Origin of the sequence: Aquiflexum sp. (assembly GCF_041751335.1) — a bacterium.
Classification (GTDB): Bacteria; Bacteroidota; Bacteroidia; order Cytophagales; family Cyclobacteriaceae; genus Aquiflexum.
Map to the genome: position 1 here is coordinate 17,530 of NZ_JBGSXS010000011.1, position 16,832 is coordinate 34,361.

The following is a 16,832-nucleotide window of genomic DNA, read 5'->3' on the forward strand; positions in this document are numbered from 1 at the left end:
ACATTTACTATGACCAAATATCTATTATCTCTTTTCCTTATCCTTGGCCTATTATCCTGTAGTGAAGAAAAAAAAATCAAGGTTCCCGATGTTCCAGCAGGATGGGAAAAAAAGAATACTTCAACCCAATCATCAATCAGGGGTTTATCGCCTTTGACTGATCAGATTGTTTGGGCAAGTGGATCCAACGGGACTTGGCTAAGGACACTGGATGGTGGAGAAACTTGGGAATCTGGCATAGTCGCAGGCATGGATACAGTAGATTTTAGAGATATTGAGGCGATAGATGCAAATACTGCAATAGTGCTTTCAGCGGGTCAGCCTGCAGTAATTTATAAAACCATTGATGGAGGCAAAACTTGGGAGAAAAAATTTCAAGGAACAACAGATGATTTTTTTGACGGAATGGCATTTATCCATACCAAGGGCTATGCCGTTGGCGATGTTGTAAATGGCAAATGGGCTTTATTGGAAACCAAAGATGAGGGTGATACTTGGAAGGTACTGGAATTGTCACCTGATGGTCCAATAGGTGGCGGCTCTTTTGCAGCGAGTGGTTCCGGCATTTTGGTGGATTATGACAATATCTGGTTTGCAAGTGCAGGCAATGCAAGTAAGATTTACCATTCTTCAGATAATGGCTACCATTGGAATACCTATGATACCCCCATCATTCAGGAAAAAGATTCTCAGGGGATATTTTCATTGGCGAAAATCGGAGGTGGGGTAATGGTAGGAGTAGGAGGAGATTTTTTGAAGATTGAAGGAGTAGGTAAAAATTTTGTCATTTCTGTTGATAATGGAAAAACCTGGCGTTTAGGCGAAGGTCAGGCCCCTTCAGGCTTCAGGTCCGGGGTTCAGTATTTCCAAAGATTTCATTGGTTGATATGTGTCGGACCCAATGGATCTGATTTTTCCAAAGACGGTGGAGAAAACTGGGTACTATTTTCAGATGATGGTTTTCATGCTGTTAAATTGGACAAAACAAGCACTTCCATTTGGGCCTCTGGTAGTAATGGGACTGTGGCAAAATTGGTTTATTGAAAATTTAAGTATTTGATTGGTTGTGGTGAACGGTAAATTTACCAAACATTTTGGTGGAGGGTTGCCAAATTCTCCTTTCTTGTATTATCTTTAAATCCGATCAGTGAACAATTCATTCCAGAACCTGATCAAATCCCAGTACATAAGAAATCCTTTTTAAACCTATTGAATTGTATAACTATGTTTGATATTATCCCATCTATCTGGCTGATCAACGGTAAATGTGTCCGTTTAAAAAGGGGTGATTTTGCAACCCAAGAAGTGATTTCCAACAATCCTTTGGAAATAGCCAAAGCATTTGAAGACCATGGTATCAAATGGTTGCATTTAGTAGACCTGGATGGGGCACGAAGAGGAGAACCCAAGAATTACCATATTTTGGAAGCCATAGCCGGATATACTGACCTGATTGTGGATTTCACAGGAGGAATTTCTACTGATGGAGATGTACTCAAGGCATTTGAATTTGGTGCAAAAACAATAACTGCAGCTTCTGTTGCGGCTTCTTATCCTGAAAGATTTGCCCAATGGCTTGTTTCTTATGGCAGAGAAAAAATCATCCTTGCTGCGGATACCAACCCTGCTGATCTGAAAATCAAAACAAGGGGATGGCTGAAAAAAACAGAAATTGATCTTTTTGAACACATTGAGTTCTTCTACGAAAGAGGCCTTAAATACTTGAAAGTATCTGATGTGACTCGGGACGGAGTGATGGAAGGTCCGAACTTTGAATTGTACAAAAAAATCGTCGGCAAATTTCCCGGCATTCACCTGGCAGCAAGCGGGGGTGTCAGAAGCATTGATGACTTCAAAAAACTGAAGGACATGGGAGTCACTGCCGTAGTATTCGGAAGGGCTTATTATGAGAACCTCATCAGTTTAGAGGATTTGGATAAGTTCATGGCAGAGAATGTTTAAGCTGGGTAGACCAGCTTTTTTTTATCTAATAAACTCAATAATCCATTTTTAATTCCGAGAGCACTGGCTTCCTTTCTTTTTCCCTTTTCAATTCCAATTGATAAAGATACTCGCCCAACTCTGCAAAAAACGGAAATGCAATTTCTTCATATTCATAGGTATCATCATTCAACGTTTCATTGGAATTAGAGTAAATAACGGCAGTCACAAAAAACTCAACGCCGTTTTCAAAGTCGACAAAATATGACCCATCCAAAAGATGACCATAGGCATTTCCGGTTTTATTGAAAATCCTGAAGTGGGCAGGAATTGGGCTTTTATCAGTGCCGAACTTGAAGAACTTGGAATAGCTGTCGTAGTATTCAGGCAGCTCATATTTGGGATAATCACTTTCTCCGGGCAGCATGGACATGTATTGGAGAATAAATTTCCTGTCTTCTTCAGAAATGTTGAAACGCTCGTTTGGAGCAAAAGTCTCAGGAAATACAATTCTTTTGACCACCCCATGAAGGTCCGATAGGGCAAATTTATTTTTAAAGGTAAAGTCCATTGACTCTTCAATCAATTCCCCTTTACTATAATAGGCTTTTCCGATTTTAGGATGATCAAGGTTGGAATAGATCTTATCCGTCTTTCGTTCTGGTATTTCAAGAATGATTTCACCTGACTCATCTAGGAAACTAATGGGATTAAAATACCTGTTTTCCTCTTCACTCATCGGCATACTCAATCTATGGTTGATCACAGAATGGTTCATACCTTTTTCCTTCATTTTGGAATTGATATAGTCCTGACCCAAAAGTTCATAGAGCCGGTTATAGGCATCATTATCACTGACTAGCAGGATTTTTCTGATATAGTGCGCGATACTGGGCATGAGGTTTATGGCGGTGCTGTCATAATATGCCGGCAATTGTGAAGGCCGGACTGAATCAGACAGCATCACGCTTTGTGCCGTAAGCCCTTTTAGATTTTGTTCACCAAGCCATTCAAGTGCTAAAATGGCTACAGGCAATTTGACAGTGCTGGCGGGATAGAAATATTTATCATTATCAAGTCTAAAATCAAAATCCCTGAACGAAGGCTCATTATTTACATTCCTGTTGATCTGGGTGTAGAGAATTTGCACCTGAAATGAATCCGGGCTTTGGAGAACCATTTTTAGGACAGGATAGGTATCAGGAATGTCTTCGAATGGTTTTTGGTCTTGGGGTTGGCAGGATAAAAGAATAGAGAGGCAGATTAATAGGTTAAAGGAATTACTTTTGAGAGGCATGAGATGAAATTTTGATAATTATTGATACTTATCTTCAGGAGACGGGTTGGATATTACCTGACCTGAATCTCTGGAATGATACAAGTTATTGAAGTATATTTTAATTACCCCTCGGCAAGCTCGGGGTTCAGTACATTGAGGAATGAGGGAAAGTGCGGCTTTGCCGCACTTTCCCTCATTCCTCTACAAAACATCATTTCCGGTGGCCGAGCTTGCCGAGGCCATTTGGTGGAATTAGCCCTACTTGCAGAATTACTAAAATCCTAACCAATTAAATCAAATTTCATCATTCTCCCAAACCGGATATCACTTTATGTAATCGGATCAGATCTGCGGGGTGGTGGGCAGCCGATACTACGATCCTGTTGGTGAGCGGATCGGTGGGGTTTGGATAAGGAAAAGAGGATATCAGGATACCATTTTGGAATAATATTTCCGGCCATGATTGATCTTGAAATGAAAAAACAGGATATGTTTCTGTATAATTGAAACAATTTAAATCGCTGATCAAATTCTGGAACAACCTGATATTTTCTGTCAGTTTTTGTTGCTGTACTTGATAAAGGTGCTCAGCTTGAAGAAAAGCCTGCAAATATCCCGGCGCAGGTGGCGAAGAGGACCTGAAAATATTGATTGCAGCAATTTTATCAATTGTTGTAGAATCTCCCAGCAATATTCCTGCTGGCAAGGACAAACCCTTGTTTAGCGAACCTGAAACCAATAGTCGGACTGGTAAATGCTTCCATTTACTATATGTACCATAGATCCCATTACCCAATACCCCAAAAGCATGACTGTCATCTATCAATAAGGTATAATCATGTTTATCAGGAAGGTCTTTGATCCAATCAAACTGATGGACTGTTGGTTTTAATGGATCTACTGCATTGGCCAAAATCAGAATTTTCGAACTGGGCAGTTCTTCACTACTCTTTATACAGTATTCTGCCCAAGTTATATGGTCCGAAAAAGGATCAGGAGTAATTCCTTCCGGTAAAATGGCCGGATGGGTATCAGGACCGACATATATATGGTCTGCTTGTTTGGCTAAGAACTGTACTGCTGCCATGCCAGCCAGAAAACCACTGCTCCAAACCAAGGATTTTTCTGCCCCGGCTCTTTCAGCAAAAAATGTTTCAAATTGATGATAAACATGTAACCTGACATTGTTGATCCTGCTCATCCCATGGCTGATGCCATATTTGGTGATTCCTTCAATGATCAATTTTTCAAATTCGGGAACATTACCCATTCCCAAGTAAGCCGTACCGCTGAAAAACAGATATTCTGAACCCTGATAGTTGACCGTTCTATTTATTCTGGAATTTAACTCAAAGGGACCTATCATGGATTAAATTTTTTAGCTTGGCTTTTATAGGACAAAACTGTCTTGAAATTCAAAAGATCAAAAGTAAATAAAGAATAAGTAATTCACACGTCAAACAAATGAGATAAAGTTGGTGGACAAGTACAAACTCTCTTAAAAATATGCCTTTTTCGGTTTAATTTTCATTTATTTGTATGCTGATTATACACTTGTGAGATTCAGTTCTTCATTTAGCTTCCTATTATTACCCCATGTCCCTTCGGTTTAAGTATTATCACCTTTTCGTACTACTTCTCTTATTAGTATCGCTGACATTAAATTCCTGTCAGGATTCGCTTTGTGGTTGCGAAAGCTTTGAAAACATTTACTCCAATGATTTTTCAAAAATGGACCTGCATAATTTTGAAAATGGAAGGCTTTTTATTTTTCAAAACGATACGCTCTTAGGGAATTATAATAATGAAGAAGTATCTGTTACCATACCCGGTCTTCCTTACCACAATGTAGTAAGGGTGACCATTGAGTTGTTTATCCATGACAGTTGGGATGGCAATTTAGATGAAGGTTTCAGTGGTCCCGACTATTGGTTTATGAAAGTAGATGGTGAAGAAGTTTTGAGGACCACATTTTCAAACAGTCCCTGTGAATCAACTTATTGTATAAGACAATCCTTTCCACATGACTTTTTCAGGCAGAATCTGCCAAAGGAAGGTGCCATACAAACAATTCTTCCCGGTCTTTGTCATTTGAAGGGAACACCCAATGGTACTTCAAAATACCGTGTAACTAGATTGATTAAACATGAGGGTCCAAATGCAAAAATCACATTGGGGGATGAATTGATGCAAACCAACAGTCCTGATCCGAAATGTGATGAAAGCTGGTCTGTAGGAAAAATTGAGTTGTCAACCTATGTGGTACTATGACCAAGGATATGAAGACCAACTGCAAATTATATATCTTTCTATTTCTCTTTCTTCTTGCTACTTCAGCTGCCCTTGCCCAAACAGTACCTGTGGGTTCACCCGTGTTGGAGGAATATATGCGAAGAATGCAGTTGCTTGGAGAACTGAGTGACAAAACTTCATTTAATATCCGTCCATTATATCCAGTCTATGCTTTTGACAAGGAAATTGGATTTGATCTTGATGATTCATTTGTGGCTTTTGGGAAGTCAGAGTTTCATGGGTTTTTAGATGAGAAAGAAAAAGTCAAAATTCTAACGCTACCTTTCACCAACAGATTCCAGTACAATTCACATTATGCCTTTGGCCAGAACAATGGGGCCATGATCCCCAACAGAGGAATGCAAAATGTAATCAGCGCCGGGGTATTTGCTCAATATGGAAAACTCAGTATTCAGCTCCAACCGGAAATCATTATTGCTGAAAACAGAGAATTTCAAGGTTTTCCAATAGAACATCAATCTACCATTCTCTATTATTATGAATACCTCAACCGGATCGATATGCCGGAAAGGTTTGGGGCAGCGGCTTATATCCGGCTACTGGGAGGTCAGTCAAGTATTCGCTTCAACCACAATGGCGTTTCATTTGGACTATCTACTGAAAATTTATGGTGGGGACCGGGAAAAAGAACTTCTCTTATCATGAGCAACAATGCCCCGGGTTTTCTACATTTTACTTTGAATACCCAAAAGCCAATAGAAACCAAGATCGGTGATTTTGAATGGCAGATGATCTCTGGATTTTTGAAAAGTACAGACCATCTTCCTCCTCATTCAGATTTTAGATTTCAGAACAATGATGTCTTCTTGCCGAAAAGTGCAGATGGAAATAGGTATCTCTCTGGTCTTATTTTCTCCTATCAGCCAAAGTGGGTTCCCGGACTGTCCTTGGGTTATGCTTCCGTCAATCACATGTATAGGGCAGATATGGACAGTTTTGATGATTATCTGCCGATATTCAATGGCGAAAAGAAGCTCAACAATGTTTATAATCCTGATAGAAACAAAAGACAGCAGTTTAGTTCCGGATTTTTCAGGTGGATGAGTGCTGAGGGACATTTTGAATTTTACGGTGAGTATGGCACCAATGGCAACAGTAGGAGATTGATGGATTTTATGATCACTCCTGAGAAGAACAGAGGGTTTACTTTCGGCTTTTCCAATCTGATGCCTTTAAAATGGGAGAAGCAATTCATTCAGTTCAGTGCTGAAATGACACAGACCGGACAGACTATCAGGCAAAGTATCCGTGACTTGGACACCTGGTATATACATAACCATGTTCGCCATGGCTATACCCATCAGGGTCAGGTTTTGGGAATGGGTTATGGTCCTGCAGCCAATGTCAATTGGGCAGAAATAGCCTGGGTTAAAGATTTCAACAGGGTAGCATTCCATTTCGAACGCATTGTTTACAACAATGATTTTTACTATTTCCGGTTTGAGGCATCCAAAGATTGGAGGAATAAATATGTGGATTTAGTGCCCTCTTTAATAGCGGATTGGCGCTTTGGAAACCTGCTGGTGAATGCCAATCTTCAGATGGTCAGTACACTGAACTACAAATGGTATCTCGAAAATATCCCTGACATCTATTTTGTACCTGGCTTGGACAAAAAGAACGTGGTGGCTAATTTTGGGGTGAGCTATATTTTGAAGTAGGAAGTCCGAAGTTGACGATGTCGGATGACCGATGTTGAAAAAAGACGGGAGACGGGAGACAGAAGACACGAGAAAAGGGATTTCTGCACTTCAAGTCTTCAACCTCGAGAATGTGAGTGAAGAAGATACTCAGATGGGCGAAGATCCGTCATTCTGAATGAAGCTTTTTGAAAGTCTTAAATTTAGAATAAGCTTCCAGCGAAATTAAGAATCTCTTTTGGGATGTTTGAAGGTTTTCATTCGGCTTATTTGGAAACCATAAATGTCTTCCAGAATCCAGGTCAGCAGTACATAGTTTGAATTGCTGTAATCCGCTTTACTGTCTGGTTCAAAATCGCTTCCCCCATGAATGATAATGCTGTAAAGGCTTTTTCTTGATTTTGGTGCCGTGTGCCAAGTCAAATAATCAGGGTCAGAAGTAAAACTGTGAACTCCACTTCTGTGATTCATCAATTGACTGATACTGATGATTTCAGAATTCTCGATCTCAGGATAAAACGCATCAATTTTTTGATCCAGTTTAATTTTCTCCTCTTCTATTGCCTTTAAAATAAGAGCGGATGTAAACATTTTTGAAATAGAGCCTACCCTAAAACGGCTATCAGTACTTAGAGGGATTTGTTGATCGACCTCTGCAAAACCAAAAGCCTTTTGATAAATAATTTCACCTTCATTGGCCATGGTAATACTTCCCATTAGTTTATTATTGGCAGCCAAAGTTTCAAAGTAATTGTCCAATTTTTCATGGTCAAACTCTTGTGCTGAAACAGACCCCGTAATGAAACTGATAAATATGATTGATAAGATCTTTCTCATTTTTTGGAGGTTATTCTGACATTAAAACTAACAGGAATTATAAATGACAAGTGAGTTACGTTTGATTTTATAATTTTTGAGTATTAGCCATATTCTTTTTGGATAAAGCCCAATTAAGAATTGAATTTATTTTAGAATGGGCTAAAGCCGCATTAAAATTGATGGATTGTTCGTATTAATCGTACTTTTTCATTTTGGGAAGGGGCTAAAAAACTGCCAGGTTTTAGCCATTATACTTTGAATCTGTTGCAAGTTCACCTCTTAATCCTTACAGGTTTCTTCCTTCAATAATTAATTTGACAAAGTAGGGAATATTTAAATTACCAATATATAATTTTCTACGGAGTGGTATTTCAAGAAACTTGAAATACCACTCCGTGAAAAATTAATCTAATCTGTTTCTTTCTTCTGTACTGCCACTTCTGTTTGAAACCCTGAAGCTTTCTCCTTGGGCAAATTTATACCTGAGTGTGAATCTTACTCCTTGGGTATTTCTATATTGCTCGAATTTGGTGTCGATATTATCAAATTGAACCGCAGCCCTTATAAATTGACTTCTAAATAAATCCGTACCATTAAGGGTTAAGGTCATTTTATCCTTCATGATGGATTTGGTAAGGCCTGCATCCATCCATGCAAAGCCTTTGATAGTAGCCTGTCCATACTGTGAGGGACCAATATACATCCCCATTACTTCAGCCTTGAATCCTGCGGGTAAATTGATGGTATGTTGCGATCTCAAGGTCAAAGAAGTCTGAGACACATCGAGCAGCGCATCTCCAATCATAGATTTCCACCTGGAATTGTTCACTTGAATCATGTTACTGGTATTCCACCATGGCCTGATTTCTACCGGGATCATCGTCCTGAAATTCCAGTTTTGGGATTTGTCAAGATTGGCTGTGTAAGTAGTTGTGGTTCTGGATTCTTCATCCTGTGTGAAAATCTGCTGAAATACATCATTGGTCAAGGAATAACCCAAAGTAAACTGGTAAGCACCTTTGATGACATGGTTCATCTCCAAGTTATGTGCATACTGTGGTCTCAAATTAGGGTTTCCTTGTTCGGTGGTAAGCGGATCAATATAATACACAAAAGGGTTCAAAAGTCTGTAGTTTGGCCTGGCTATCCTTCTGTTGGCATTGTAGATGATCTGATAGTCTTTTGTCACTTGCTGCTGTACAAAAAAACTTGGGAAAAGATCTATATAGTTTTGCTTGTCCACCCTACCCAAGGTGATGGAAGTACCCGTAATGTCTGAATATTCTGTTCTTAAACCGGCCTGAAAGCTTACTTTTTCTGAAAATTTGCTTTTGTAGGATGCATAAGCTGCCAGTACATTTTCTTCATAGATGAAATGGTTGCTGTTGGGATCTGGCGAAAAAGGTTCTTCTTCTACCGCCTTGCTGAGATCAAGTACGTTGTCAGATTTTACCCAACTTCCCTTCACTCCGGTCTCCAAGACCCTTCCTTTGCCAAAGGGCTTTGTGAAATCAGCTTTAGCTGTCAAAATGCTATAATCCATTTCATTCAAGGTCAGGATATAATCTCTGTTGGATTGCTGCTCCAATTCATTGATCCAATTGTTGTTGGTCAAAAGCGCATTACTATTAGACCTCATTTTGGTATAATCCACATCTGTGGTGATTTTGGTACCTGTGGAATCCAGAATACCTACATAGTGGAAATTACCAAAAACCCTATCACTTTTTGAGTCAGAATCATTCAAGGATCTGATAAAGAAGAGGTCATCTGTTCCGGGGTTGTTGATCTCTGTCAATGAATTGCCTACGTCCGCCCCATTCCTTTGGGAAGCTTGAATACTGACACCCACGCTATGGTTGGAATTGATCTCATAATCCGACCCACCAGTAAAAAACAGGTTTCTGCTTTTCATGGTGATTCTGCTATTCTGGTCAAAATTTGATAATCCCTGATCCAACTGGAAATTCCGATTGATATTCAGGTCATTGTGGAAGTTGAATTCACTGTAATTCAGGTTTGCCATGTTGGTCCATTTCCCCTTTTTAACATTAAGGCTTAAACCTGTATTGGGTGCAAATAGGCCATTGTAAAGACCTCCAAGCTGAACGTTTCCAAACATCCCATCAATATTGTTTTTCTTAAGCCTGATATTGATGACCCCTGCTGTACCTTCTGCATCGAAACGTGAAGTAGGATTGTTGATGATCTCAATGCTTTTGATGTTTTCTGCGGGCATTGCCCTAAGGAAACTGGCGAGATCATTGGCACTCATGTAGGTCTGACGGTCATTGATCATAACTGTGACTCCAGATCTTCCGTTCAGGTTAATATTGTCATTTTCATCGACATACACTCCGGGGGACCTTGAGATCACATCCAATGCGGTATTTCCTTCAGCCATGACCGTACCTTCCACGTTGATGGTTGTTTTATCCGCTTCCACGATTATCTCAGGCCTGGTGGACCTGACAGTCACCTCCTTCAAATTTCCGACTTCTTCTTTGATGGAAAGTGCACCAAAGTCTTTTGAGAATCCAGGTTGGATATCGAATGCTTCCGATTTAAAAGTTTCAAAACCAATGGATGAAATCACCAATTGCACCTTCCCTGATCGGGATGATTCAATGAGGAACATACCATTTTCATCGGTTACAGAACCTGTCAGCAATATTCCATTGCCAGCTTCTATCAATGCAACATTAACAAAGGGAAGGATTTCTCCTTTTTGGTCTTTAACCTGTCCCTTGATGTGGGCCACTTCTTTGGCGGCAAGATTGCTCATTCCTAAAAAAAACAGGAACAGGGCAGCAAAAATCTGGGTTGAAATTTTCATAGTTGGTTTAGTTTTCATTGTACTGTACCACCTCTATTGAAAATAAAATGCCAAGACCTATATTTATTTACAATTAATTGAAATACAATCGGTTATGAATTATGAATATAAATCGACTGTTTCAATATCGAACATAAATACCGTTCGGTTGGGATACAAAAAAGCCTTGAAAGTTCTAATTTCAAGGCTTTTTCTATTCAATAAATTTTTAGATGCTTATTTGGCAGCCGAAAATCTTTTTGCCACTTCGTCCCAATTAACTACATTCCAAAAAGCTGAAACATAATCAGGTCTTCTGTTCTGATAATTTAAGTAGTATGCATGTTCCCAAACGTCCAAACCCAATATTGGTGTTCCTTTAACCTCTGCAACATCCATTAAAGGATTGTCTTGGTTAGGAGTAGAACTGACTACCAATTCACCGTTAACAACAGATAACCATGCCCATCCGGAACCGAATCTTGTTGCAGCAGCTTTTCCAAATTCCTCTTTGAGTGCATCCAAAGAACCGAACTTTGCATTAATGGCTGCAGCCAATTCACCACTTGGACTTCCACCACCTTTAGGGGAAAGTACAGTCCAAAATAAGCTGTGGTTGTAGTGACCACCACCATTGTTTCTTACAGCTGCATTTGACCCGACTGATTTCATCAACTCTTCCAAGGTTTTGCCTTCCATTTCTGTCCCTGCTACCGCATTGTTCAGATTGGTCACATAGCCATTGTGGTGTTTGCCATGATGGATTTCCATCGTTTTTGCATCAATATGCGGCTCTAGCGCATTAAAATCATAAGGTAATTTAGGAAGTTCAAAAGCCATTTTTTCTAAAGGTTTATGGTTAAACATTAAATAATTTCTTTGTGATTGTCACGATTAAGCAACCATCAAAAGGGAAAAATGGTTCTGAAATCCTCAAAAAGGATTCAGTTTCTTAGTTTTTTAAAAAAATCATCCAAAAGTTGTTTGGATTCTTCTGCCATTAGACCTGATTGGACTTTGGTTTTGGGATGTAGCAGGTTTTCACTAAGCCTTGAAAATCCTCTTTTTGGATCATTGGCCGCAAAATGAATTTCTCCCAATTGGGCCCAGAAGCTTGCACCCGCACACATGGCACAAGGTTCGAGGGTGACATACATTTTGCATTCATTGAGATATTTTGCTCCTAAGGCATTTTCAGCAGAGGTGATTGCCAAAATTTCCGCATGTGCAGTCACATCAGTCAGTTTTTCTGTTTGGTTGTAGGCACGGGCTATGATTTTGTTCCGGCAAACGATAATGGCCCCGACTGGAATTTCGTCTTCTTCAAAGGCTATCTTGGCCATTTTCATGGCCTCATTCATAAAGTATCTGTCCGAATATAATTCCATGTCGCAAAGTAAGTCTCTAAAAATAAAAAGGTGTAGTCTTTTTCCAAAACTACACCTTTTTGAAATTTATATTTTACCACCTAAACAGGTCAAAGACTTCTTTCCTTACACCATCATTGATGATCAAAGCCAAAATAAGTGATACCAAAAGGCCGATGGTCGCTTTTAAAAGATCCTTTCTAGCAAGGTAAAATGCATGGAACAGACGTGCTTTTCTTTTTTCAAATTTTTTGGATTTTGCCAATGCAATTGCCAATTCCCTTCCTCCCAATAATCCGATGAACACCCAAGTGGTACTCATTGGTACATTGTTCAGCATTTTGAAATAGAACAAAATGATTGCATAAACAAAATCCACCAAGGTAGCAGCCCTGACGTCAGTAACACGTGTTTTTTCATTGACAATAGACTGTATCCTGTCACCTTTCACATAAAACAAAAAGCCTAGGCCTAAGAATACAAATCCAGTGTAACCTAAAAACTCCCAAACATTCAGTTGTCTTGGAAGGAAAACAGCAATGTTAGCTGCATCTTGCATAATCCATACAGCCCACAGGGTACCGGAGGTTATCCATTGTAAAATATACCAATATGGTTTTGCTTGTCCTTTGAGATAAGTTTCCACAAACTTCTCTAAGATATACCAAACAATAATTGCAATAACAAATGCAAGGAGGTAGCCTAAAAATGATTTTTGCATCACATCCAGAATGGTTCCTGCCTTGTAGGTAAATACATTCAATAAAAGAAAAGTCGTAGAAACCGGCATTCTCATCCTTGTCATTACTAAGAGAACAATAGGCGCCGCAAGTTGCAAGAAAACAAAATTTTCGGGAGCTCGGTCCAATCCAGGAACCTGAAGTCTCTGATAGGTGACATCCCCGTCAAAAACAAACCAACTGTATGTTACCGTCCCAACAAATATCAATCCCATGAATAACCAAAGCCAGTACCATTTTCTGGTCTGATTGGAGGCAATGAAAGTGCCTATGGTTTGAATACTGTCATTGGCTATGGCAGAATATGCAGCAAGGAAAAAACCAAACCACATGGCCAAGTAAGTGTAAGGCGTTATGATTCCGGCAATTGAAATCAAAATACAGACAACCAACAAAAAAGATTTTTCTTTCTTTGTGAAATCAAAAAGTGAATAAGCCGCTTTGGAAAGTGCGTCCTGATTGATGTTTTGGTCTTTAAGTTTGGCCATAAATGGGTGGGTAGAAATTATTCTTATTCCTATGCAAATTTAAAGAAGATTATTTGGCTTATATATTAAGAAATTGTTAAGCCAGAGATTTTTGATTATTTTTATAAAACAACTGATTTGAAAACAGAAAGTTGATATTAATACAAATTTTATAGCCAAAAAAGAATCCGGGCAAATATTTAGGTTTTCATTACCGACTATGGTGTACATCGAACTTTATTTTAATATTAACAAAAGTTTCATATCAAAACCCATCTTATTAATTGGGTTTACAGTTACTTTGCATTTGATTTAACAGGAATCTGACCCCTTTCCGCAAGGGGTTTTTGTATAAATGACCGAACTGAAAAAATCCCTTTTACAGCCAAACAAGGTCTTGACCTTTATTCAGATGCTGCTTGCATTTGTACTGTTTATGTTTTCTATTGATCTGCTGACTATGTCAATGGTCAGGATAAACAATCAATTGGCGGAGGATTTATTTCAGGCTACCAATAATCCCTTCGTGGGTCTTTTTGTGGGACTCTTGATGACTGCCCTGATTCAAAGCAGTTCCACAGTTACTGCTATGATAGTTGCTGTAGTGGCCTCGGGTAACCTAAGTTTAATTCAAGCAGTTCCCTTGGTAATGGGAGCAAATATTGGGACTACCATTACGAGTACTTTGGTGGCCTTTTCATTTATCATGAAGAAAGGCGAGTTCCGTAAGGCACTTTCGGCTGGAGTATTGCACGATATTTTCAATATCCTCACGGTGATCATTTTATTGCCTTTGGAAATATATTTTGGTTTTTTAAGTAAATCAGCCCTTTTTCTTACCAGTACTTTTTTCGATCAAAACCAGAATTATGAGGTACAATTTACTTACAACATCTTATTTACCAGACCGCTCACCAATTGGATTGTTGATTTTATAAATAGTCCCATTATTAGCTTGGTGATTGCAGTGGTGTTGGTTTTTGTATCCATTAAGTACTTATCAGTAACAGTTTTTAAAACTTTTGTTTCCAAAAATTATAATAATCTCAGCAAACATATTTTCAGACGACCCTATGTCGCATTTCTATATGGGATGTTTTTTACTGCTGCTGTTCAGTCAAGTACTGTCACCACTTCTCTTATTGTGCCTGCAGTAGCTAATAGGAAAGTATCTTTGGTGAAAGTTTTTCCCTTCATTATCGGTGCCAATATCGGGACCACCATCACAGCTGCTATTGCAGCCATTTACAAGACAGACGCTGCCATCAGCATCGCGATCGTTCACTTCCTGTTCAATTTATTTGGGGCATTGATTTTTATGCCCTTTTCAGGAGTTCGAAATATTCCAGTAAAAATTGCTACATTTTTGGGCAAAGAATCTGTCAAATCCAGGATAGTGGGCTTCGCCTATATAATATTGACTTTTTTCCTCGTTCCTTTTCTGTTAATCTATTTTAACAAAGACGACAGTTTCTCAAATATGGGAAAAGACAAAACCCAATCACCTAAGACAGAAATAATTGTCAAAAATCCAGGTGATAATTAAAAAATAGCTTTCCTCGCATCATTTACAATCTGAACGCCCGAACTCGTTCCAAGTCTGTCCGCCCCAGCTTTGATGAGGTTTACTGCCTGATCCAGAGATTTGATTCCTCCGCTTGCCTTGATACCCACATTACTGGGCAGGTGTTCGCGCATAAGGGCAATATGTTCAACTTTTGCCCCTGCAGGAGCAAATCCAGTAGAGGTCTTCACATAATCAACTCCTGCATCAGCACAGATTTCGCAGGCTTTGATGATATCTTCATTATTGAGATAAGCCGTCTCAATAATTACTTTAAGGATTTTTTCTTGATCATGGCATAATTGTGACATTTTTGCCAGCTCTATCTTTGGCCAGTTCATTCCTGCTTTGAAAGCTGTTATGGACCAAACTACATCTATTTCATCGGCCCCGTTTTTGATCAATTGCTCCGCTTCAAATAGCTTCACCTCAGTAAGGTTATAGCCCAAAGGAAATCCTGCCACACTGACCAATTGGATATCTGAATCCCCGATTTCTCTTTTTGCTTTTTTTACCCAAAAGGGAGGAACACATATTCCTATAAAACCATAAGTCTTGGCATCCTTCACCAGATTTTCGATATCTATATCTATAGTCTCTACCTTAAGGACGGTCTGCTCTATATATCTTTCAATATTCTTCATCGTCTTTTTCAAAATTTTCCCTTTCATCCACGTAATCTTTCAGGTAGATAAACTCGATGGTGAGGTCTCCATCTTTGGTGATTGTGGCTTTTTCCAAAACCGAAGACTTTTCTTGGAGCAATTCAGGTATAAAGTGGGTTGTCAATTGTGATCCAAACTCGTCTGAAGCGTCTCTTGGCAGTTCTGTAGGGAGATTGTCGATTGCCATAACAGAAATACTCGTTTGCTTTCCAAATGCTGGTAATTCTGTAAATGTATCCCTGTCAATATCGAATACAGGATCAGCTATGGTGCTGACTCTCAATGTAGTTGGTACGGAACCATTTATATCACAGGTAATATCAGCGATGACCGAAAGAGAGAAATCTTCTGAGCGGAGATCTTCCAATTGGAAGAGTTTTGGTGCACGATGATCCCAATATGCTGCTGCAATTAGAATATCGCTTACTTCTGTATATTTGAGAAAATGACTTTCATATTTATCAGGTGAATTATAAAACTCTTCTTTGTCAAATCCTCCATCGGTTTTCCTACGGTTATAATCACTTCCACTCAATACTGTATAAACAGGTTCATCAAAATATTGAACCAGAAAATCTTTTTGTTGTACAGACCTGATGCCGACTTCATCCAAAACCTCCTTTACGCCTTTTGCCACTCTTCCTGTTCCGGTCACTACTATTTTGATTGGCGGCAGCTGCACTTTGCGCAACTCCCTTTTGATTTCTTCCCTATCAAAACATTCAAACGCACGTTTCAAATCAAAAAGACCGCTTTTTTGTCCATAAGTCCAAAGTCCATTATATGCCCCCACAATACCTGCCCATCTTCCAAAAGCCACTGTCCGATTACCCTGTTGGTCTTTAAGTAGTTCATAGTCGATGAGAGATATATTTTTCTCCAAAATAGCTTGGAGAAGTTTTCGGTTGTGGGACTGCTTTTTGATGGTGTGGGAAAAAAACAAATACGTTTTATTCTCTATCAGTTGTTCTATGGGAACTTCCTTTATTCCCATTAGCAGGTCACAGAAAGAAATGTCGTATACCACCTCAATCCCTGCTTCTTGGTATTCCAAATCAGTAAAACATCTTACTTGACTCGACTCTACAAAAAATGAAAGCTGTCCGGCATATTTTTCCGCTAGGGCCGCCAATTGGTCCGGGGTAAAAGAGACCCGCTTATCTGCCGGTATTTTTCCTTCTTTTATTAAACCTATCTTCATGTATTTGGAGCTATTCAAATG

14 protein-coding genes are annotated in these 16,832 nt (G+C 39.2%); 5 read left to right on the forward strand and 9 right to left on the reverse strand.

The features are described 5' to 3' along the window. Positions 1-9: 9 nt before the first annotated feature. Together ACEW8U_RS00400 and ACEW8U_RS00405 are read left to right on the forward strand one after the other, a co-directional pair. Positions 10-1,044 (forward strand): YCF48-related protein, encoded by a 1,035-nt coding sequence (locus ACEW8U_RS00400; protein WP_373520049.1) that lies wholly within the window; start codon positions 10-12, stop codon positions 1,042-1,044. A 180-nt stretch (positions 1,045-1,224) separates the two neighbouring features. Then, a complete protein-coding gene (locus ACEW8U_RS00405) occupies positions 1,225-1,962 on the forward strand; it encodes a HisA/HisF-related TIM barrel protein (RefSeq protein WP_373520050.1) in 738 nt (245 codons plus the stop codon). A 34-nt stretch (positions 1,963-1,996) separates the two neighbouring features. Here the strand turns inward: ACEW8U_RS00405 and ACEW8U_RS00410 are convergent, their stop codons facing one another. Both ACEW8U_RS00410 and ACEW8U_RS00415 read right to left on the reverse strand, forming a co-directional pair. After that, positions 1,997-3,238 (reverse strand): serine hydrolase, encoded by a 1,242-nt coding sequence (locus ACEW8U_RS00410; RefSeq protein ID WP_373520051.1) that lies wholly within the window; start codon positions 3,236-3,238, stop codon positions 1,997-1,999. A gap of 286 nt (positions 3,239-3,524) precedes the next feature. After that, positions 3,525-4,586, reverse strand: a complete 1,062-nt coding sequence (locus ACEW8U_RS00415) for an aminotransferase class I/II-fold pyridoxal phosphate-dependent enzyme (protein WP_373520052.1) — start codon at positions 4,584-4,586, stop codon at positions 3,525-3,527. 365 nt (positions 4,587-4,951) lie between these two features. Here ACEW8U_RS00415 and ACEW8U_RS00420 point away from each other — a divergent pair, with 365 nt between their 5' ends. Together ACEW8U_RS00420 and ACEW8U_RS00425 are read left to right on the forward strand one after the other, a co-directional pair. Next, positions 4,952-5,491: a hypothetical protein gene (locus ACEW8U_RS00420; RefSeq protein ID WP_373520053.1), complete on the forward strand. Its 540-nt coding sequence runs from the start codon at positions 4,952-4,954 to the stop codon at positions 5,489-5,491. Between the two features lie 8 nt (positions 5,492-5,499). After that, on the forward strand, positions 5,500-7,194 hold the full coding sequence (locus ACEW8U_RS00425; protein WP_373520074.1) for a capsule assembly Wzi family protein: 1,695 nt from the start codon (positions 5,500-5,502) through the stop codon (positions 7,192-7,194). Between the two features lie 204 nt (positions 7,195-7,398). On the opposite strand, the gene ACEW8U_RS00430 is transcribed toward ACEW8U_RS00425, so the two are convergent. From ACEW8U_RS00430 to ACEW8U_RS00450, 5 genes are all read right to left on the reverse strand, one after another. Continuing rightward, a complete protein-coding gene (locus ACEW8U_RS00430) occupies positions 7,399-8,010 on the reverse strand; it encodes a serine hydrolase domain-containing protein (RefSeq protein ID WP_373520054.1) in 612 nt (203 codons plus the stop codon). 385 nt (positions 8,011-8,395) lie between these two features. Beyond that, complete coding sequence (locus ACEW8U_RS00435; protein ID WP_373520055.1) at positions 8,396-10,828, reverse strand: outer membrane beta-barrel protein; 2,433 nt, start codon at positions 10,826-10,828, stop codon at positions 8,396-8,398. 216 nt (positions 10,829-11,044) lie between these two features. Beyond that, the gene (locus tag ACEW8U_RS00440; protein ID WP_373520075.1) at positions 11,045-11,647 is read right to left on the reverse strand and encodes a superoxide dismutase; all 603 of its coding nucleotides are present in this window, start codon (positions 11,645-11,647) and stop codon (positions 11,045-11,047) included. Between the two features lie 104 nt (positions 11,648-11,751). Then, the gene (locus ACEW8U_RS00445) at positions 11,752-12,195 is read right to left on the reverse strand and encodes a nucleoside deaminase (RefSeq protein WP_373520056.1); all 444 of its coding nucleotides are present in this window, start codon (positions 12,193-12,195) and stop codon (positions 11,752-11,754) included. Between the two features lie 73 nt (positions 12,196-12,268). After that, positions 12,269-13,402 (reverse strand): hypothetical protein, encoded by a 1,134-nt coding sequence (locus tag ACEW8U_RS00450; protein ID WP_373520057.1) that lies wholly within the window; start codon positions 13,400-13,402, stop codon positions 12,269-12,271. Between the two features lie 334 nt (positions 13,403-13,736). Between ACEW8U_RS00450 and ACEW8U_RS00455 the strand changes: the two genes are divergently transcribed. Beyond that, on the forward strand, positions 13,737-14,927 hold the full coding sequence (locus ACEW8U_RS00455) for a Na/Pi symporter (RefSeq protein WP_373520058.1): 1,191 nt from the start codon (positions 13,737-13,739) through the stop codon (positions 14,925-14,927). Here the strand turns inward: ACEW8U_RS00455 and deoC are convergent. After that, on the reverse strand, positions 14,924-15,589 hold the full coding sequence (gene deoC, locus ACEW8U_RS00460) for a deoxyribose-phosphate aldolase (protein ID WP_373520076.1): 666 nt from the start codon (positions 15,587-15,589) through the stop codon (positions 14,924-14,926). The genes ACEW8U_RS00455 and deoC overlap by 4 nt on opposite strands. Further along, entirely contained in the window at positions 15,576-16,811 is a 1,236-nt protein-coding gene (locus ACEW8U_RS00465; protein ID WP_373520059.1) for an NAD(P)-dependent oxidoreductase, read from the reverse strand. The genes deoC and ACEW8U_RS00465 overlap by 14 nt, the downstream gene beginning before the upstream one ends. Positions 16,812-16,832: the final 21 nt, after the last annotated feature.

Coding starts and splice junctions, on each gene's coding strand:
- ACEW8U_RS00410 (WP_373520051.1), bottom strand. CDS start 3,238: ATGCCTCTCAAAAGTAATTCCTTTAACCTATTAATCTGCCTCTCTATT.
- ACEW8U_RS00440 (WP_373520075.1), bottom strand. CDS start 11,647: ATGGCTTTTGAACTTCCTAAATTACCTTATGATTTTAATGCGCTAGAG.
- ACEW8U_RS00400 (WP_373520049.1), top strand. CDS start 10: ATGACCAAATATCTATTATCTCTTTTCCTTATCCTTGGCCTATTATCC.
- ACEW8U_RS00465 (WP_373520059.1), bottom strand. CDS start 16,811: ATGAAGATAGGTTTAATAAAAGAAGGAAAAATACCGGCAGATAAGCGG.
- ACEW8U_RS00425 (WP_373520074.1), top strand. CDS start 5,500: ATGAAGACCAACTGCAAATTATATATCTTTCTATTTCTCTTTCTTCTT.
- ACEW8U_RS00450 (WP_373520057.1), bottom strand. CDS start 13,402: ATGGCCAAACTTAAAGACCAAAACATCAATCAGGACGCACTTTCCAAA.
- ACEW8U_RS00415 (WP_373520052.1), bottom strand. CDS start 4,586: ATGATAGGTCCCTTTGAGTTAAATTCCAGAATAAATAGAACGGTCAAC.
- ACEW8U_RS00435 (WP_373520055.1), bottom strand. CDS start 10,828: ATGAAAATTTCAACCCAGATTTTTGCTGCCCTGTTCCTGTTTTTTTTA.
- ACEW8U_RS00405 (WP_373520050.1), top strand. CDS start 1,225: ATGTTTGATATTATCCCATCTATCTGGCTGATCAACGGTAAATGTGTC.
- ACEW8U_RS00420 (WP_373520053.1), top strand. CDS start 4,952: ATGGACCTGCATAATTTTGAAAATGGAAGGCTTTTTATTTTTCAAAAC.
- ACEW8U_RS00430 (WP_373520054.1), bottom strand. CDS start 8,010: ATGAGAAAGATCTTATCAATCATATTTATCAGTTTCATTACGGGGTCT.
- deoC (WP_373520076.1), bottom strand. CDS start 15,589: ATGAAGAATATTGAAAGATATATAGAGCAGACCGTCCTTAAGGTAGAG.
- ACEW8U_RS00455 (WP_373520058.1), top strand. CDS start 13,737: ATGACCGAACTGAAAAAATCCCTTTTACAGCCAAACAAGGTCTTGACC.
- ACEW8U_RS00445 (WP_373520056.1), bottom strand. CDS start 12,195: ATGGAATTATATTCGGACAGATACTTTATGAATGAGGCCATGAAAATG.